Below are 18,501 nucleotides of genomic sequence, written 5' to 3' on the forward strand. Positions count from 1 at the left end.
CGCCGATGATAGTGCGGGTTCCCGTGTGAAAGTAGGTCATCGTCAGGCTCTTACAGCCCAAACCGCCCTTCTGCTCCCTTGAGTAGAAGGGCGTTTTGCTTTGGATCACGCATATCCAACTGCCCCATTCGATATTGTTGCCGGCTGTGTGAGCAGCTACCGCCTGGGAGTATTCCAGCGCAGTGACCAATCAAAACCTGATGTGCTGAGGACACGATGCAGTTACAGGATATTCTCTATTCCCAGGGCTTCGGAACACGCCGCATTTGTGCGGGTTTGATTCAGCAAGGATTCGTGGAAATCCGACCCTGTGGAGAGTTGGATTTCAAGCAAGTCCTGGATGCAGTCGCAGACGTGGATCAACAAAACCTGGCCTTCAAGGTGCAGGGCCGCGAGTGGCCCTATCGTGAAAAAGCCTATTTGCTGCTGAACAAGCCTGCTGGTACTGAGTGTTCTCAGAAGCCCTCTACCTACCCCAGCATCTACACGCTGCTTCCGCCCCCTTTGCGCCAGCGACCGACCAAAAGTGCGGTGCAGGGCGTTCAAGCAGTGGGGCGTCTGGATCAGGACACTACCGGCCTGCTGCTGCTGAGTGATGATGGGCAGTTCATTCACCGCATGAGTTCGCCGAAGAAGCATGTGCCCAAGGTCTATCAGGTCACCACCAAGCACCCAGTGGATGACGTGCAGATATCCAAGCTGTTAGCTGGGGTTGTCCTGGACGATGATCCCAAGCCGGTCAAAGCAGCAGCATGCGTGGCAGTGGACACTCACCGACTGGATCTCACCCTGACGGAGGGCAAGTACCACCAGGTCAAGCGCATGCTTGCTGCCGTGGGAAACCGTGTGGAGGGGCTTCACCGCTCAAGTATTGGCGCTATGCAACTCCCGAGCGATCTGCCCCCCGGGGAATGGCGCTGGCTCAGCGAGGATGACCTGCAACTGCTGACCCGTTCCAACTGATGGCTCGATATCCGGCTTTTGGGCGCGGGCCATCCACAGGTTCGCAGCCGCCTCGGTCGATGCCCGTGCCATCGTGCCTCTGTAAAGCTCTGCGTTTGCGTTTGGCGGTGGGCAGGTTGTTGGCAGACTTACCCTATTGCCATGAACCCCCGACTATTCGGTGAGACAAAAAATCGTTCTACATCAAGGATGTTACGTGTTCGGCGCAGGGCTTGTCCAAGCGCGGCGCTACACTTGCAGACTGTGTTGAAAGTGGCTTTGTGAAGATTTTCTCGATTGCACGCGCTTGTGTGGCTTTGGTGGGGTTGTGGGTATCGGTGGGGGCGGCGTCGGCCTCGGCACCTCCCTTGTTCGTGCTGAATTCGCTGGAGGCCAACGTCAGCGTCATTGACCCTGTGACCTGGACCGAGACGTCCCGGATTCCGACGGGCAAGGAGCCTCACCATCTGTATCTCACACCCGATGAAAAATCGATCATCGTGGCCAATGCCCTGGGGGACACGCTGACTTTCCTGGATCCCCGTACGGCACAGGTACAGCGCACGGTGCGCGGGATCGTCGATCCGTACCACCTGCGCTTCACGCCCGACATGAAATGGTTCATCACGGCCGCGAACCGGCTGAACCATGTGGACTTCTACCGCTGGGACGGCAAGGAACTGACGCTGGTACAACGTGTAGCCACCTCGCGCACGCCCAGCCATTTGTGGATCGACAGCAAAAGCACGACGGTCTACTCCACCATGCAGGACAGCGATGAGTTGGTGGCCATCGACATTGCCACCCAAACCATCAAATGGCGCATCAAGACAGGCGCAATGCCTGCAGACGTGTACGGCAGTGCGGACGACAAGCGGGTTTTTGTCGGCCTGACGGGCAGTGACAGCGTCGAGGTGTTCGACGTGTCGGGCCGAGAGCCGGCAAGTATCCGCAAGATAAAGACCGGCAGCGGTGCCCATGCCTTTCGCGCCGCGGGCGACGGAAAGCATCTGTACGTGAGCAACCGTGTGGCCAACACCATCAGCAAGATCGACATGAACACCTTTCAGGTGGTCGAGTCCTATCCGGTTCCAGGAGGGCCCGACTGCATGGAAGTGTCCGCCGACGGTCGATTCATTTACGTCAGCTCGCGCTGGGCGCGCAAATTGTCGGTCGTGGACACCGAGGCCAAGAAGGTGGTCCGACAGGTCACCGTCGGCAAGTCGCCCCATGGCGTATGGACGCTCCAGCACGCCCCGAGGTGATGGCAGCCCCGCGTGCCGAGAAGCCTGTCGGATGTCCGCGAATAGTGCGTCTTTTCCATTTTGCTATCATTGTGATAGCAATATGCGCATGGGGGGCGGGCGCCAGGGCCCAAGATGTATGTGAAAAACCTGTGTACCTGACCTTCGACACAGGCCATATGGAGGTCGCACCGCTGGTGGCGCAAGTGCTCAAGCGCCATCAGGTGCGCGTGACGTTTTTCGCCGCCAACGAGCGCACCAAGGAAGGCGACGGGAGCTTGGGCGAACACTGGGCCCCTTGGTGGAAAGCACGGGCAGCCGAAGGCCACGACTTCGCTTCCCATACCTGGAACCACACCTACTGGCGTGCTGACCTGGGCGATGCCCGGAAGCCGTCTTTTCGGGTGCGCCCGTCTGCCGGGCCGCGCGAGGGGCAAAGCTTCGTGCTGACAGCCGCCCAGTACTGCGAGGAAGTCGCGCACGCCGCAGAGCGCCTGAAGGCCATCACGGGCAAGCAACCCTTGCCATTGTTTCGCGCGCCAGGTGGCAAGACGTCGCCTCAGTTGCTGGCGAGCGCGGCATCTTGTGGCTACACGCATGTGGGTTGGTCGCCGGCAGGTTTTCTGGGTGACGAGCTGCCCAGTGAAGCCGCCAGCAACGAAGCATTGCTGCGCAAGGCGCTGCGGGATGTGCGCAGAGGCGACATTCTGCTGGCGCACTTGGGAATCTGGTCGCGCAAGGACCCTTGGGCACCTGCGGTGCTTGAGCCCTTGATCGTCGGTTTGAAGGAGCGCGGTTTCTGCTTTAGAACGCTGCGCGAGCACCCCGACTACGCGAAGGCCAGCGCGCGTTAGGCCGAGCCCGGCCCGCGTGCAGTGCGATGGCCATGGGGATGGGCCGTGCATTGCGGGCCGGCACGCATGCGGCTGAGGGGTCTAACAAACGCAGGGCGACATGCGCAATGCGATACGGATGGAGTTGAGCGATGGGTTGGCTAGGCAACGGGTTTGACGCTGCGCAGCAGTGGTTGTTCGAGAGCGTGATTCAGCCGCTGATGTTCCATTGCGGATTGGGCAACCAGCTGGAAAGCGGCTACGAGGCCTCGGGCTGGATTCTGGTGGGATTGCTTCAGCTTCTGGTGCTCGCCGCTGTAATAGGTCCTCTGCAACGCTGGAAGCCCGTGGAGGCAGTCACCGATAGGGCCACGATTCGTACCGACATCCTCTACACCCTGATCCATCGGCTGGGCCTTTTCAGGTTGGGTTTGTTTCTGGCGGTGGATCCGCTGGCGGACTCTTTCTTCGGCGCCTTGCGGGTGGCGGGTGTCAGTACCTTCCAGCTCGACGGTGTGTTGCCTGGCGTCACCGATGTGCCCTGGGTCAGCCTCTTGCTGTACCTTCTGGTGTTCGACTTCGTGGACTACTGGATCCACCGCGGCCAGCACCACTTCGAATGGTGGTGGCGCCTGCACTCCCTGCATCATGCGCAGCGGCAGATGACCATGTGGAGCGACAACCGCAACCACCTGCTCGACGACCTTCTGCGCGACACCATCCTGGTGGTGGTCGCCCAGCTCATTGGTGTGGCGCCCGGTCAGTTCATCGCCATCGTGGCGATCACTCAATTGAGCGAGAGCTTTCAACACGCCAATTTGCGGTTGTGGTTCGGGCGCTGGGGGGAGCGGCTGTGGGTCAGTCCCCGCTTCCATCGCCTGCACCACAGCATCGGCATCGGCCACGAGACACTCAAGCCGATCCCAGGTGCGGCTGGCACTGCTCAAGCGCATCGCGTTGTACTCGGCGGGCACAACTTCGGCGTGCTGTTGCCTTGGTGGGACATGCTGATGGGCACGGCCAACTTCGAGAAACGCTACGACCCGACCGGCATCCGTGACCAGGTGGAGCCCGGCGCTGATGGCCGCGTGCGTGACTACGGCGCCGGTTTTTGGTCGCAGCAGTGGCGCGGCGTGCTCCGGCTGTTTGGCCGAGCCTGAAAAACCCTTTCAGTCCTGGGAAGGTATGCTCACCGGCATGGCACTACTGCTCGATTCTTTCTGGCGCGCCGCAGCCTACTGCCTGCGCCCACGTGTAATGGCCCTGTCCGTATTGCCCCTGGTGGTGATGCTGGCCCTTGCGCTGGGTCTGGGTTATTTCTATTGGGATGCAGCGGTGCAGGGCATGCGCGCAGTGCTCGATGCCTCGACGCTGCTGGCCAGCTTCTGGAGCTGGCTTCAAGGGTGGGGTTTGGGCGATGTCGCCTCGGTGGTGGCGCCCCTCATGGTGATTCTTGCAGTGGCGCCTGTGCTGGTGGTCGTATCCCTGCTGCTGGTGGCTGTGCTCATGACGCCGGCACTGGTCAGCTTGGTGGCGGAAAGACGATTCCCGCACCTGGAGCGCAAGAAGGGCGGGTCTTTCATTGCGAGCGTGGCCTGGTCGCTGGGTTCTACCGTGCTTGCCCTCGTCGCACTGGTCGTGTCCATGCCGCTGTGGCTGGTTCCACCGCTGGTGCTGATTCTTCCGCCGCTGATCTGGGGCTGGCTGACGTACCGGGTAATGGTGTTTGACGCGCTGTCCGAGCATGCCAGCAAGGACGAGCGGCAAGAGGTTTTCCGGCGCCACCGGGGTAGCCTGCTGGGCATCGGTATCCTTGCCGGCTATCTGGGCGCAGCCCCCAGCATCGTGTGGGCCTCCGGCGTCGTGTTTGCGGCGGCTTTCTTCGTGCTGGTGCCTCTGGCGATCTGGATCTACACACTGGTGTTCGCCTTCTCGTCGCTCTGGTTTGCACATTACTGCCTGGCTGCCCTGGAGCGCCTGCGCGCCGAAACTGCGGAGACAGCCGCGTCGCCGGTGGGCCATGCTGCCCATGCCGCAGTGGCGAGCTCCAGGGGTGCCGTCGGTGCCAATGCAGCTGCGGATCTGCCCGTACCCGCACCCGCGGCGGCAGTGGACGCACCCGTCAACGGAACTCCCTCAATATGACCGTCCAATTTGGCCTCATCATCGTCGGTGACGAGATACTCTCCGGCAAGCGCACCGACAAACACATGCCCAAGGTCATCGAACTGCTCGGTGCCCGCGGCCTCGCGCTGGCATACGCGGACTATGTGGGCGACAACCCCGATCGCATTACCGCCACCCTTCGGCGTGCGTTCGCTTCGGGCGACGTCGTGTTTTCCTGTGGAGGCATTGGCGCCACCCCTGACGACCACACGCGGCAATGTGCTGCCCGCGCGCTCGGGCGCGATCTGGTATTGCACCCGGAGGCCGAAGCCTTGATCCGTGAACGCATGCAGGACGTGGCCCGCGAGCAGGGCGTGCCGTACGAGCCCGACCGTTCGGACAACCGGCACCGGCTCAACATGGGAACCTTTCCGGTGGGTGCCCGCATCATTCGCAACCCCTACAACAAGATCCCGGGCTTCACCTGCCAGGAGAAGGAGGGCGGTGGCGTGGTGCACTTCGTGCCGGGGTTTCCCGTCATGGCCTGGCCCATGATCGAGAACGTGCTCGACGAGCACTACGCAGACCATTTCAACCGTACGCCGCAGACCGAGCAGTCCGTGGTGGTCTATGGTGCCATGGAAGCTGCCCTGACGCCGTTGATGGAACACATCGAAAAATCGTACGAAGGTGTTCGGGTGTTCAGTTTGCCCAGCGTGGATCATCCACAATACGGGCGCCACATCGAGCTGGGCGTCAAAGGACCTGCACCGCTGGTTCCTGCTGCCTGGCACGAGCTGAAAAAAGGGCTGCACGAATTTGGTGCGAAGTTAGGCCCCGAGTTGGTGCGAAATATTTAATGAAAACCTCCGATTTGTTCGGTGCACTATTTTGGTGCTTTTGCGAGCGCGTACTGCCTTTCTGCAGCCCGTAGCGCTCCTACATAGTGCGGCGGCTGCACCCGGCTGGCACGCAAACTGCTTTTGTTTACGCAAAATCTTTTTTTCAACAAGCGCTTTACCCAGGAGAACCTGATGGCCAAGACCGTTGCAGACGTGATGAAGATGGTGAAGGAAAACGAAGTCAAGTTCGTCGACTTCCGTTTCACCGATACCCGTGGCAAGGAACAGCACGTGACCGTGCCTGTTTCCCACTTTGATGAAGACAAGTTCACGTCCGGCCATGCATTCGACGGCTCCTCGGTGGCCGGCTGGAAGGGGATCGAAGCCTCGGACATGCAGCTCATGCCCGACCCCAGCACCGCCAACATCGATCCCTTCTTCGAAGAAACCACGTTGTTCCTGCAGTGCGACGTGATCGAGCCCGGTGACGGCAAGGCCTACGACCGTGACCCTCGCTCCATCGCCAAGCGCGCGGAGGCCTACCTCAAGGCTTCCGGCCTGGGCGACACCGCCTTCTTCGGGCCAGAGCCAGAATTCTTCATCTTCGACGGCGTGCGCTGGTCCAACGAGCCCGGCAAGGTCATGTTCGAGATCGAAGAGTACGAAGCCCCCTGGAACTCGGGTGCCAAGCTCGAAGGCGGCAACCGCGGCCACCGTCCCACCGTCAAGGGCGGCTACTTCCCAGTGCCTCCTGTCGACAGCACGCAAGACATGCGCGCTGAAATGTCCCTGATCCTCGAATCCCTGGGCATCCCGGTCGAAGTGTTTCACCACGAAGTGGCGGGCGCGGGCCAGAACGAAATCGGCACCAAGTTCAGCACGCTGGTCGAGCGCGCCGACTGGACGCAGGTCCTGAAGTACGTGGTCTGGAACGTGGCCAATGCCTATGGCAAGACCGCCACTTTCATGCCCAAGCCTTATGCGGGCGACAACGGCTCCGGCATGCACGTCCACCAGTCCATCTGGAAGGATGGCAAGAACCTGTTTGCTGGCGACGGCTACGCCGGCCTGTCGGACTTCGCGCTGTACTACATCGGCGGCATCATCAAGCACGCCCGTGCCCTGAACGCCATCACGAACCCCGGCACCAACTCGTACAAGCGCCTGGTGCCCGGCTTCGAGGCCCCCGTGAAGCTGGCTTACTCGGCCCGCAACCGCTCGGCTTCCATCCGTATTCCTTACGTTGCCAACCCCAAGGGCCGCCGCATCGAAGCACGCTTCCCCGATCCATCGGCCAACCCCTACCTGTGCTTCTCGGCACTGATGATGGCCGGTCTGGATGGCGTGGAAAACAAGATCCATCCCGGTGAAGCCGCCACGAAGGACCTGTACCATCTGCCGCCCGAAGAGGACAAGCTGGTGCCCACCGTGTGCCACAGCCTCGATCAGGCGCTGGAATACCTCGACAAGGACCGCGGCTTCCTGACCAAGGGTGGCGTGTTCTCCGATTCCATGCTGGATGCCTACATCGACCTCAAGATGCAGGAAGTCACCCGTTTCCGCATGGCTCCGCATCCGGTCGAGTACGACATGTACTACTCGCTGTAATCCGCTCTATCGGCGATTACCCCAAAAAGGCGGCGCAAGCCGCCTTTTTTATTGCCCGAAGGTCGCAGAGCACCTTGGTGACGGAACCGGTGGCTGCCCGTTGCATCCTTGTACAAAGCCCTGCGCGGGGCTGCTGGTGTTGGATTGGCGATGCACGGTGATTGGTGGATACTCACCGCACCCCCTGCATGGCAGTGCGAGGAAACCGAATGAAGAAAACGCTCATTACCCTGTTACTGATAGCCTCGACGGCTCCCGCCGCCTGGGCGCAAGACCGCATCTTCCGCTGTGGAAACGAATACACCAACAATGCCCAGCAGGCCAAGGAGCGCGGCTGCAAGTTGGTCGAAGGCGGCAACGTCACCGTGGTACAGGGTGCTCGGCCTGCTGGTGCTGCTGCGCCCGCAGCTCCTGCAGCAGGTGGCGGCGCGGCCCCGTCCGCATCGCCACCCTCTGCGCCGCGCGTGACGTCCAATGACCAGAAGGCCCGTGATTCCGATGCGCGTGCGATTCTTGAGTCCGAGCTGCGAAAGGCCGAGACCCGCCATGCCGATCTGGTGAAGGAATACAACGGCGGCGCTCCGGAGCGCAACGCGCTCGATTTGCGCAATCCGCAGCGCTACATCGAGCGCACGGCCGAACTCAAGGCCAACATCACCCGCAGCGAGAGCGACATTGCCGGCATCAAGCGCGAGATCGCCCGCCTGCCGCCTGCCAATTGATCGCTGCTCCCTGAAATCGCCTCCGAGTGAACTCTTTGTCCTCTACCGATGCCCCGTCCTCCGACAGGGGGCGTTTTCATTCACTGGACCTGATGTCCACGCTGGTGGCCGTGCTGCGGGCCGACGGTGCCGTGCAGTTCGCCAATGCAGCGCTAGAGAACACCCTGGGCCTGTCGCGTCGCACGCTCGAGGGTGTCGATTTCTCCACCTTCTTCACAGATCCCGCGCTGCTTCAGACGGCGCTGGCGGGCGCGGGGGGCAAGGACTTCGCCGCGCTGCGCTACGAGGCGGGCCTCAAGCGTCTGCACCAGGACCCCGTGCCCGTGCATGTGAGCGTGGCCGATGCAGAGCAGGTGGGCGAAATCCTGGTGGAGCTGTGGCCGCTGGAGCAGCAGGCGCGGCAGGATCGCGAGGAGCGCCTGCTCGACCAGGCCCAGGCCAACAAGGAACTCATCCGCAATCTGGCGCATGAGATCAAGAACCCGCTGGGCGGCATCCGCGGCGCGGCCCAGCTCCTGGAGATGGAGCTCGAAAGCCGCGAGCTCACCGAATACACCCAGGTCATCATCCACGAGGCCGACCGCCTGCAAAGCCTGGTGGATCGGCTGCTGGCGCCGCACCGCCATCCGCACCTGGTGGGCGACGTCAACATCCATGAGGTCTGCGAGCGCGTGCGCTCGCTGGTGCTGGTGGAGTATCCCCAGGGCTTGAAGGTGCTGCGGGACTACGATACTTCCATTCCCGAGTTCCGGGGCGACCGGGCGCAGCTCATCCAGGCCTTGCTGAACATCGTGCAAAACGGGGCCCAGGCGCTGACCGAGCGCATCGCGGCGGGCGATGCCGTCATCACGCTGCGCACACGCGTGGCACGACAGGTAACGTTTGGTCGCCAGCGCTACCGGTTGGCACTGGAATTGCATGTCATCGACAACGGACCGGGTGTACCCGACGCGATCAAGGAGCGGATCTTCTATCCACTGGTGTCGGGTCGAGACGGCGGGTCGGGACTGGGGCTCACGCTGGCACAAACCTTTGTGCAGCGGCACCATGGGTTGATCGAATGCGACAGCGTACCGGGTCGCACCGACTTCCGCATCCTGATTCCCTTGCCCTGAGGTCCCAGACACGCAACCACAGGGAAGGTAAGAAAAACATATGAAGCCGATCTGGATAGTAGATGACGACCCCTCGATCCGCTTCGTGCTCGAAAAAGCGCTGGCCCGCGAGAACCTGCCCACGCGCAGCTTCACGCACCCCCGCGAGGTGCTGGATGCTCTCGCCGACGTCACGGCTGGCGACCCGGCGCGCCAAGGCCCGCAGGTCCTGGTCAGCGACATTCGCATGCCTGGTGGCTCCGGCTTGCAATTGCTGGAGAAGGTGCGCGAGCTGCAGCCGGGCCTGCCCGTCATCATCATGACGGCGTACTCGGACCTGGACAGCGCCGTGTCGGCCTTTCAGCGCGGTGCCTTCGAGTACCTGCCCAAGCCCTTCGACCTGCCCAAGGCGGTGGAGTTGATCCGGCGTGCCGTGGAAGAAAGCCAGCGCGAAGAGGTCACCGAAGAACGCCAGACCGAGACACCCGAGATGCTTGGGCAGGCACCCGCGATGCAGGATGTGTTCCGCGCCATTGGCCGCCTGAGCCAGAGCCAGGTCACCGTGCTCATCACGGGCGAGTCCGGCTCGGGCAAGGAACTCGTGGCCCGTGCGCTGCACAAGCACTCGCCGGTGGCCGACGGCCCCTTTGTTGCCATCAACACTGCCGCCATCCCCAAGGACCTGCTCGAGTCCGAACTCTTCGGCCACGAGCGCGGTGCCTTCACCGGCGCGCAGACTCAGCGGCGTGGCCGTTTCGAGCAGGCTGAAGGCGGCACGCTGTTTCTCGACGAAATCGGCGACATGCCGTTCGATCTGCAGACACGGCTTCTGCGCGTGCTGTCGGACGGCCAGTTCTATCGCGTGGGCGGGCATGCGGCCGTGAAGGCCCACGTGCGCGTGATAGCCGCCACCCACCAGGACTTGGAAAAACGGGTCAAGGAAGGCGGCTTCCGCGAGGACTTGTTCCACCGCCTCAACGTGATCCGCCTGCGCCTGCCCGCCCTGCGCGAGCGGCACGAAGACGTGCCCGTGCTCACCCGACACTTTTTGCAGCAGAGCGCCCGGCAACTGGGCGTGGAACCCAAGCGCATCGCCGACTCGGCGCTCGTGCGGCTCGAACAGTTTGGCTTTCCGGGCAATGTGCGGCAACTCGAGAACATCTGCCACTGGCTCACCGTCATGGCGCCTGCCCAGGTGATCTCGTTGCAGGACCTGCCTCCTGAGGTGCTGGAGGCCCCGCTCTACCTCGCGCCGCAGCGCGCGGGCACCAGCGGTGCAGAGCCTGTGGCGGCGGCGCAGCAGCTCGCGCCCGCAGTTGCCGCCTCTGCTTATGGCTCTTCTACTCCTGCCTTGTCCAGCCCCTCGCCCACACCGACCGCAACCACGGCCAGTGCCGCGGCCGGAGCAGTGTCGGGGGGGGCATCGCCCCTTGGCGCTTCGCCGGGCGGCAGCGCCGTCATGGGGACTTGGTCGGCGGCCTCAGACGCCGCTACGGTGTCTCCCGCCGTGCCGCAAGGGGCAGGCAACACCTGGGAGCAGGCGCTCGAAACCGAAGCGCAAAAGCTGTTGGCCGGCGGCCAGCCTGAGGTGTGGGATGCGTTGACGCGGCGATTTGAATCGCGCTTGATCCGCACCGCGCTCACGGCGACCCACGGGCGCCGCATGGAAGCTGCGCAACGCCTGGGCATCGGGCGCAACACCATCACGCGCAAGATCCAGGAACTGGGGCTGGATGCGCCTGACGAGGCATGAAATCAGCTGCTGGCGCATACTCATAAAGCGCCGGTAGCTATATTTTTTGTAGCACATGAGGCCAGCGCAATGTTGGCCGACCGGGCCTGCATTGGCGGACGGGCTCTTCAACGATCCTCCGTACCGCAGGCGGGCGCCGTCCTACATTCAAGCCCTCCATGGACCGACCCGGGGCACGCGACGTGACTTCAACAATGAATTCACTGTCAACCAACCGGAGAGCTTCTATGTCGGATTTCAATGATGCCAACCGAGACCCCTTGACCAATGAACCAGGCTCCCACCCGGTCGGCACCGGCGTGGGTGCTGCCATGGGCGGCGCCGCCGCAGGTGCAGCGGCTGGTGCATTCGGCGGCCCCGTGGGCGCCGCAGTGGGGGGCGTGGCTGGCGCTGTCGTCGGCGGCCTCGCTGGCAAGGCTGCGGCCGAAGCCGTCAACCCCACGGCAGAAGATGCCTACTGGCGAGAAAGCTATGATCGCGAGCCTTACTTCGTGAGCGGCCGCACCTACGACCAGTACCGTCCCGCCTACGAACTGGGCTGGTCCTCGGTGGGCCGCTACGAAGGCGATTTCGACGCCGTCGAGCCCCGCCTGGCCGATGACTGGCGTGCTCGCCATTCGGACGGACTGGCCTGGACCGATGCGCGTCCTGCGACGCGTGCGGCCTGGGACCGTGCATCGCGCTACCAGGCCAATGACACGCGTCCCCTGGACGTGGTGGACAACGACGACGTGGTCGACATCCTCAACGACCTGCTCGAGTCTTCTCGCGATGGTGAATACGGCTTCAAGTCGTGCGCGGAACACGCCAAGTCGCAGCAGCTCAAGACCGTGTTCCAACGCCATGCGCAGGAATGCGCGGCGGCAGGCGCGGAGCTGGAGCATGAAATCCGCCGACTGGGTGGCGAGCCCGCCTCGGGTGGTACCGTTTCAGGGGCATTGCACCGTGGCTGGGTGTCTGTGAAGACTGCGCTGTCGATCCAGGACGACAAGGCCGTGCTGGAAGAGTGCGAGCGTGGCGAAGACGCTGCGGTGGCACGCTACCGCAAGGCGCTCAAGAACTCGCTGCCTGCCCAGGTGCAGTCGCTGGTACAGCGCCAGTCGCAGGGCGCCCAGCGCAATCACGACGAAGTGCGCGCGCTGCGGGATTCGTTCTCTCGGACCTGAACCCGAGCTCTGCCGAGTGTGCTGAAACTCTGCTGAAGCTTGCCGTGGGCGCACGCGGACACTACTCCGCTGCCCGCCGGCTGCGCGCCAATCCTGAATCCCGCTGTGGGCTGCAGTTTCGCGCCCAAGGCTGCAAGTCTTCCAAGGCTTGCAGCTTTTTTCATGGGCGACTGGTCGGCGCGCTATCGTGGCGCGATCGGATCAAGCCATTGTCAGCACGACAGGGGCGTGGTCGCTGGGCTGCGGGTTCTTGCGCGGCGCCCGGTCCACGGTGCAGGCCGTCACGGTGGGGCGCAGGGCGTCGCTCACCAGGATGTGGTCGATGCGCAGGCCGCGGTTTTTCTGGAAACCGAGCATGCGGTAGTCCCACCAGGAATAGGTCTTCTCCGGCTGCTCGAACAGGCGAAAGGTGTCGGTCAACCCCAGGGCAATCAGGTCCTGGAAATGCTGGCGTTCCTCCACCGTGTGGTGGATGGTGTCTTTCAGGCCCACGGGGTCGAACGAGTCCCGGTCTTCCGGAGCCACGTTGAAGTCACCCAGCAGAACAAGGCGCGGATGGGCCAGCATCTCCTCGCGCAGCCAGCGGTGCAGGGCGGCGAGCCACAGCATCTTGTAGGCGAATTTTTCGGTGCCAGGCGCCTGGCCGTTGACGAAGTAGCAGTTCACCACCCGCAGAGCGCCCGCCGGGGTGTCCAGCGTGGCGGCGATCACGCGGGCCTGCTCGTCCGTGTGGCCAGGAATGTTGCGCACCACGTCGCGCATCGGGTGGCGGCTCAGGATGGCCACGCCGTTGTACGTCTTTTGCCCAAACGCCACGGCCTCGTAGCCGGCTTCCTTCAATGCATCGTGCGGAAACTTGTCGTCAGTGAGCTTGAGCTCCTGCAGGCCCAGTGCATCCACGGGATTGGCCTGCAGCCAGGCCAGCACCTGGGGCAGGCGCACGGACAGGGAATTCACGTTCCAAGTGGCTACTTGCATGTTTGAAATGATGAGTGAAACAAGGGGCATTGTTCTGGGCGGCCATGCGCCCCACGCCCCACGCCCCATGCCCAATTGCGGCTGCGGCTGGAGCGGGAGCATAGGTCACTGGCACGGTCCGCCAGTCCACATCGTACCCATCTCACAGTCCGTCCACCTGCATGCACCCATGGCGCGGCTTGGCTGACAGCTCTTCAGATAGACCAGGGGCCGCGCACCAGCCGTTTCCGGAAGGCTCTTGAACCATGGCGAACTGAGGGCTTTCACCTTGCCAGCTGCGGGAGTTTGTCCGACTTTCGCACAACGTCCCCCGGTGGAGACTGCAGGCCTGTTCCTGATGGAGAGGTCCATGCGAGTCAATCATCCGCAGACGCTGGCCCTGGTGCTGGCGGTGGCCGTTTCTGCCGTGGCCGCCCAGGGAGTCAACACGCCTGCCGTGGTGCCGGGCCTGCGGCCCGCACAGGTGCCTGCTTCTGCGCCTGTGCAGACGCCAGCTCAGACACCGTCACCCCCTCCCACACAAACGCCGGCACAAACCCCTGCACCGCCCCCGGCGCTCACGCCGTCCCAGACACCAGAACCAGAGCCGTCTCAAACTCCGGCGCAGACGCCGGGCCCGCTGTCGCAATAGCTTGCACCGCCGCTGCGAGCGGGCTTGCGGATGGGCGGTTCAGCATCGCAGCGGCGACGGCTCAGGCTGCTCGCACGTAGCTCACAAAGCTGAATGGCAGCCCATTGGCGCCCAGGTGTTCGCTGCGTTGCGACGCCACCCACTCGTCGCCCAGAACCGGCGCGTGGGCATCGCCCTCGAAATCGCGGCCGATCTCGGTCACTTCCAGCCGGTCGGCCAGGGGCAGGGCGTCGGCGTAGATTTGTGCGCCGCCGATGACCCACACCGTCTGCCCCGCATCGCATTGCGCCAATGCTTCGGGCAGGCTGCCTGCACGCCGCGCGCCCTCGGCCTGCCAGTCCGCCTGCCGCGTGATCACGATGTTGGTTCGCCCGGGCAGGGGTCGAAATCGCGGGGGCAGCGAGTCCCAGGTCTTGCGGCCCATCACCACCGGGCAGCCCTGCGTGAGCTGCTTGAAATGCGCCATGTCCTCGGGCAGGTGCCAGGGCAGGGCGTTGTCCTTGCCGATGATGCCGTTGGCTGCGCGGGCATAGATGAGGTGCAGGGGCATGGCAGGGGAGCTCCTTCGCGAGTTCAGATGTGCAGGGCGGCCGCCACGCCAACGCCCAAGCCCACGGCGGCCACGCCGTACATGCCGTACTCCAGCCACTTCTTCTTGGTCAGCAGGGCGATGGCCGCGAGGGCAATGGCCACCTGCAGCGCGGTGGTGGCCTGCGCCCAGCGGTGATGCTGGTGCATCTGCATTTCGCTCTTGCGGTCGAACTCGTGCGAATCGGCCTCCAGCTTCTCGGCCACGACCTTGATCTCGTTCTTTTCGGTCTCGTAGCGCTCCACCTTGGTCTGGTAGCCTGCCTTGCGGTCGTCCGGAGCCAGGTCGCGGGCCAGCTCGGCCAGGGACTGCTTGGTGCTCTTGGACTGGAAGTAATTCCACTGGTTGGAGGCCTCGGTTTTCTTGATGGCCGCGTCGTTCTTGAGCAGGCCCGCATTGGCCTGCGTGGCACCGCCCATGTACGAGAAGATCGCTCCCACCGTGGCCACGATGGCGGTGAACATCGCGATCTTGTTCATCGATGAACTGCCGCTGCCGTGGTCCGCGCCGTGCTCGGCCGTGTGCTGGTCGTGGCCTTGGGCGGCATGCTCGACCGCGTGGTCGTGAGGCCCGTGTACGTGAAATCCGCCGGAAGACATGGTGAGAAGTGCCCGTGGTAGTTGTGGTGATTTTTGGGGAGGTGGGGCTGCGCTGCGCCTTGTCTGCGGACGCGGCCCGGGTGTTTGTTCAGCCCATCGCAGAGCGCCGCGTGGTCAGACCGCGACCGGAGCCTTGATGGCGGGGTGGCACTGGTAGTCCACCACCTCGAAGTCTTCGAACTGGTAGTCGAAGATGCTGTCAGGCCGGCGCTTGATGTTCAGAACTGGATACGGGTAGGGCGTGCGCGCCAGTTGGGTCTGCACCTGCTCGTGGTGGTTGCTGTAGATATGGCAGTCGCCGCCGGTCCAGATGAAATCGCCCACGTCCAGGTCGCATTGCTGCGCGACCATATGGGTGAGCAGGGCGTAGCTGGCGATGTTGAACGGCACGCCCAGGAAGATGTCGGCGCTGCGCTGGTAGAGCTGGCACGACAGCGTGCCACGTCCGCCAGGCTCCTGCGCGGGCGCCACATAGAACTGGAAGAACGCGTGGCAGGGCATCAGCGCCATCTTGTTCAGCTCCGCCACGTTCCAGGCGCTCACGATGATGCGCCGCGAATCGGGGTTGGTCCTGAGCGTCTTGATCACGTCGCTGATCTGGTCGATGTGCCCGCCGTCCGGTGTGGGCCAACTGCGCCACTGCACGCCGTAGACCGGGCCCAGGTCGCCATCCTCGCGCGCCCACTCGTCCCAGATGGTGACGCCGCGTTCTTTCAGCCAGTTGTTGTTGCTGGATCCCGTGAGAAACCACAGCAGCTCCTGGATGATGGAGCGCAGGTGCACCTTCTTGGTGGTGACCAGCGGAAAGCCTTCCTTCAGGTCAAAGCGCATCTGGTGCCCGAACACGCTGCGGGTGCCGGTGCCGGTGCGGTCTGACTTCTCCACGCCTTGCGTGAACACATGGCGCATGAAGTCTTCGTATTGCGAGCGGACGGGGCGGGCGTGTTCTGTCATGGCGGTGGGAAGGCGAAACCGCCGATTTTAGAGGGAGCCCGCGGCTGGCGCTGAACCGGCTAAGCTCGCACACCCTTTCCCACGCTGCCTCTTTCAGAAAGATGTCTCCGATCATGCGCCAGGTTCCCCCTGCCTCCTTGTGCCGCGCCGCGCTGGCCGCTCTTGTGTTGTCAATGCTGTTGCCGGGCTGCGGGGGCACCGCGCCCACGGCGCCGACAGCGCCCGCAGCGCCGCGCACCACTGCGCGCCCTGTGCCCACCGTCGCGGCTTCGGCGCCGGCCACCCCCTGGGCGCACCTGCAGACCCAGGTGGGCAACTACCCCGTCGTCGGTGCGGATTTCCTGCGCGCCGGTCCTCTGGCCGAGCGGCTGCGCGGGCTGCTCGGACTCACCAACTACAACATCCTGCTGCAGAACCTGCAGGTGAGCGGCCCGCTGAGGCAGGATGGCTCCATGCTCTACATCACCGGCAACCGGCCCCACGAAGGCGGTTCGGAGGCCGCCGCCATCGTGGTCCACGCCAACCCCGACACCGTGCGTGTGTGGCTGCTGACCGGCGGGGAGGAATGGGACGTGCAGGACCAGGGCACCCCCAAGGCGCTGCCTGCCGATGTCGCCAGGATGATGGACAACGCAGCGCGCTGAGCATGCGCTCCGGGCGGGGCCGGGCTGCAGTGCGGATGTATTTTCTATAATCGAGAATCATTCTCAAAAAGGCCGCCACGCCATGCCTGCCGTTCATCCCCTGCACGCGCTCTACAGCCACCACCACGGTTGGCTGCAGTCCTGGCTGCGCCGGCGGCTGGGCTGTGTCGACGATGCCGCGGACCTCGCGCAGGACACCTTCGTGCGCCTGCTCGCGCGCCCGCAGGCCGTGGCACCCGAGGCGATGCGCGAGCCGCGCGCCTACCTGACCACGGTGGCACGCGGCCTGCTGGTGGACTTCTGGCGCAGGGGGGAGCTGGAGCGGGCTTATCTGGCAGACCTGGCCCTGCAGCCCCAGGTGCTGCAGCCATCTCCCGAAGAGCGACTGGCCGCCGTGCAGATGCTGCAGGCTGTGGACACGCTGCTGCAGGGCATGACGCCCAAGACACGCGCAGCGTGGCTCATGAACCGGCTCGACGGCCTCACCCATGCAGAGATTGCCGCGCAGTTGAAGGTGTCTGTGCCCCGCGTGCGCCAGTACCTGGCCAACGCCATGCGCCACGCCTACCACCTGCGTTTTGGCGGCGCCGCGTGAGTGCAGCCTGGTCCACGGGTGGCCCGTCAGGCGGTGCGGGTGATGACCGCCCCGTGCCGCCAGCCGTGCTGGAGGCGGCCATCGCCTGGCAACTGCGCCAGGGAGAGGGCGCCGCTTCAGCGGCGGATGCCCAAGCCCTTGCCGGCTGGCTGGCCGAACATCCCGACCACGCCCGCGCCTGGCGCCAGCTGGGCGACATCGACCGGCACCTGGCCCGTGCCGCCGCAGGGCCGGGCGCGCGCGCAGCCTTGTTGCACCCGCACCGGCGGCGCTCCGCCCGTGTGACCGGCGCCGTGCTGGGCATGGCGCTGGCCGCGGCATGCGGCGTGCTGGTGCTGGACCGCTACCAGCCAGTGGGCCACCTTCTGGCCGACCACCGCACCGCCACCGGCGAGCGCCGCACCATCGTGCTGCCCGATCAGACCGTGCTGTACCTGAACACCCGCAGTGCAGTGGACGTCGCGTTCAGCAAGGACCAGCGCGCGATCCACCTGCGCGCAGGCGAAGTCGCCGTGGAAACCAGCCATGCCGACCCGGCCGAGCAGCGCCCGTTCGTCGTGCTGACCGAAGACGGCAGCCTGCGAGCCCTGGGCACCCGCTTCACCGTGCGGCGCTGGCCGCAGGCGGGCGATGAGCGCTCGGCCGGCCAGGGCGGCACCGAGGTCTCTGTCACCCAGTCGGCCGTCGCGGCCCGCCCGGCAAGCTGTGCCGTGGCCGCGTCAGAGCCGTGTGCCGCCGAGCGCATCGTCCCGGCCGGCCAGGGTGCGCTTCTGGCGAATGGGCGGGTGGACCGCTGGGCGGCCCCGCCCGACGCCGACGCCTGGAAGGACGGCATGCTGGTGGTGGACAACCAGCCTCTCCACGAGGTGGTGGCCACGCTCGCGCGCTACCGCGTCGGCCACTTGGGAGTGGACCCTCGTGTGGCCGGGCTGCGCGTGACGGGCACGCTGCCCCTGGCAGACACCGACCAGGCTCTGCTGGCGCTCACCGCTGCCGTGCCGGTGGAGGTGGCTTTTACCACCCGCGGGTGGGTCACCCTGGAGCCTCGCACCGCTCCATGACGCAAAAATCATGAGGAAAACAGGCGCTGGGGCAGGATGGGAAAGCGCCAGATGCTATGAAAAAAGGAGTGATGCGCAGTGGTGCTGCGCAGGCACTTGGCGGTGTGCTCCCAGCCAACTTCCACCAGCCGGCGCCCTTC

Annotated in this window: 20 protein-coding genes; 15 read left to right on the forward strand and 5 right to left on the reverse strand. The window is 64.3% G+C overall.

The annotated features are described in order from the left end of the window. Positions 1–190: hypothetical protein (locus KW835_RS11235; protein WP_218382472.1), on the reverse strand; the 190-nt coding region annotated here is incomplete at its 3' end. Between the two features lie 26 nt (positions 191–216). On the opposite strand from KW835_RS11235, the gene KW835_RS11240 reads away from it, so the two are divergent. The 11 genes from KW835_RS11240 to KW835_RS11290 all read left to right on the forward strand — a co-directional run bounded on the left by KW835_RS11240 (position 217) and on the right by KW835_RS11290 (position 12,310). Beyond that, entirely contained in the window at positions 217–963 is a 747-nt protein-coding gene (locus KW835_RS11240; RefSeq protein ID WP_218382473.1) for a 16S rRNA pseudouridine(516) synthase, read from the forward strand. A 260-nt stretch (positions 964–1,223) separates the two neighbouring features. Further along, entirely contained in the window at positions 1,224–2,207 is a 984-nt protein-coding gene (locus KW835_RS11245) for a beta-propeller fold lactonase family protein (RefSeq protein WP_218382474.1), read from the forward strand. Next, positions 2,207–3,040: a polysaccharide deacetylase family protein gene (locus tag KW835_RS11250; protein ID WP_218382475.1), complete on the forward strand. Its 834-nt coding sequence runs from the start codon at positions 2,207–2,209 to the stop codon at positions 3,038–3,040. Before KW835_RS11245 ends, KW835_RS11250 begins: the two co-directional genes overlap by 1 nt. A gap of 131 nt (positions 3,041–3,171) precedes the next feature. Then, positions 3,172–4,179, forward strand: coding sequence for a sterol desaturase family protein (locus tag KW835_RS11255; RefSeq protein ID WP_218382476.1), 1,008 nt, complete (start codon positions 3,172–3,174; stop codon positions 4,177–4,179). Between the two features lie 37 nt (positions 4,180–4,216). Then, positions 4,217–5,164, forward strand: a complete 948-nt coding sequence (locus KW835_RS11260) for an EI24 domain-containing protein (protein WP_218382477.1) — start codon at positions 4,217–4,219, stop codon at positions 5,162–5,164. Next, on the forward strand, positions 5,161–5,985 hold the full coding sequence (locus KW835_RS11265) for a molybdopterin-binding protein (protein ID WP_218382478.1): 825 nt from the start codon (positions 5,161–5,163) through the stop codon (positions 5,983–5,985). Before KW835_RS11260 ends, KW835_RS11265 begins: the two co-directional genes overlap by 4 nt. Before the next feature lie 174 nt (positions 5,986–6,159). After that, complete coding sequence (glnA, locus tag KW835_RS11270) at positions 6,160–7,575, forward strand: type I glutamate--ammonia ligase (RefSeq protein WP_218382479.1); 1,416 nt, start codon at positions 6,160–6,162, stop codon at positions 7,573–7,575. Between the two features lie 209 nt (positions 7,576–7,784). Further along, the gene (locus KW835_RS11275; RefSeq protein ID WP_218382480.1) at positions 7,785–8,297 is read left to right on the forward strand and encodes a hypothetical protein; all 513 of its coding nucleotides are present in this window, start codon (positions 7,785–7,787) and stop codon (positions 8,295–8,297) included. A 92-nt stretch (positions 8,298–8,389) separates the two neighbouring features. Further along, positions 8,390–9,412 carry a nitrogen regulation protein NR(II) gene (gene glnL, locus KW835_RS11280; RefSeq protein WP_218382759.1) on the forward strand — a complete coding sequence of 341 codons (1,023 nt, stop codon included), beginning with the start codon at positions 8,390–8,392 and terminating at the stop codon, positions 9,410–9,412. Between the two features lie 40 nt (positions 9,413–9,452). Then, a complete protein-coding gene (ntrC, locus tag KW835_RS11285; protein WP_218382481.1) occupies positions 9,453–11,144 on the forward strand; it encodes a nitrogen regulation protein NR(I) in 1,692 nt (563 codons plus the stop codon). Positions 11,145–11,371: 227 nt separating this feature from the next. Further along, complete coding sequence (locus tag KW835_RS11290) at positions 11,372–12,310, forward strand: PA2169 family four-helix-bundle protein (protein ID WP_218382482.1); 939 nt, start codon at positions 11,372–11,374, stop codon at positions 12,308–12,310. Between the two features lie 201 nt (positions 12,311–12,511). Here KW835_RS11290 and xth read toward each other — a convergent pair whose 3' ends face one another. After that, entirely contained in the window at positions 12,512–13,288 is a 777-nt protein-coding gene (gene xth / locus KW835_RS11295; RefSeq protein WP_218382483.1) for an exodeoxyribonuclease III, read from the reverse strand. A gap of 349 nt (positions 13,289–13,637) precedes the next feature. Between xth and KW835_RS11300 the strand changes: the two genes are divergently transcribed. Further along, positions 13,638–13,919: a hypothetical protein gene (locus KW835_RS11300; RefSeq protein ID WP_218382484.1), complete on the forward strand. Its 282-nt coding sequence runs from the start codon at positions 13,638–13,640 to the stop codon at positions 13,917–13,919. Between the two features lie 61 nt (positions 13,920–13,980). Here KW835_RS11300 and KW835_RS11305 read toward each other — a convergent pair whose 3' ends face one another. The 3 genes from KW835_RS11305 to KW835_RS11315 form a co-directional block, all read right to left on the reverse strand. Then, on the reverse strand, positions 13,981–14,469 hold the full coding sequence (locus tag KW835_RS11305; RefSeq protein ID WP_218382485.1) for a dihydrofolate reductase: 489 nt from the start codon (positions 14,467–14,469) through the stop codon (positions 13,981–13,983). 23 nt (positions 14,470–14,492) lie between these two features. After that, complete coding sequence (locus KW835_RS11310) at positions 14,493–15,107, reverse strand: DUF4337 domain-containing protein (protein WP_218382486.1); 615 nt, start codon at positions 15,105–15,107, stop codon at positions 14,493–14,495. A 114-nt stretch (positions 15,108–15,221) separates the two neighbouring features. Beyond that, positions 15,222–16,061 carry a thymidylate synthase gene (locus KW835_RS11315; protein ID WP_218382487.1) on the reverse strand — a complete coding sequence of 280 codons (840 nt, stop codon included), beginning with the start codon at positions 16,059–16,061 and terminating at the stop codon, positions 15,222–15,224. A 113-nt stretch (positions 16,062–16,174) separates the two neighbouring features. Here KW835_RS11315 and KW835_RS11320 point away from each other — a divergent pair, with 113 nt between their 5' ends. The 3 genes from KW835_RS11320 to KW835_RS11330 all read left to right on the forward strand — a co-directional run bounded on the left by KW835_RS11320 (position 16,175) and on the right by KW835_RS11330 (position 18,361). Further along, positions 16,175–16,705, forward strand: a complete 531-nt coding sequence (locus tag KW835_RS11320; RefSeq protein WP_218382488.1) for a hypothetical protein — start codon at positions 16,175–16,177, stop codon at positions 16,703–16,705. 82 nt (positions 16,706–16,787) lie between these two features. Next, on the forward strand, positions 16,788–17,300 hold the full coding sequence (locus KW835_RS11325) for a sigma-70 family RNA polymerase sigma factor (protein WP_218382489.1): 513 nt from the start codon (positions 16,788–16,790) through the stop codon (positions 17,298–17,300). Then, positions 17,297–18,361 carry a FecR domain-containing protein gene (locus KW835_RS11330; RefSeq protein WP_218382490.1) on the forward strand — a complete coding sequence of 355 codons (1,065 nt, stop codon included), beginning with the start codon at positions 17,297–17,299 and terminating at the stop codon, positions 18,359–18,361. The genes KW835_RS11325 and KW835_RS11330 overlap by 4 nt, the downstream gene beginning before the upstream one ends. Positions 18,362–18,501: the final 140 nt, after the last annotated feature.

Source organism: Acidovorax sp. sic0104 (genome assembly GCF_019219095.1).
Lineage (GTDB): Bacteria > Pseudomonadota > Gammaproteobacteria > Burkholderiales > Burkholderiaceae_C > Acidovorax.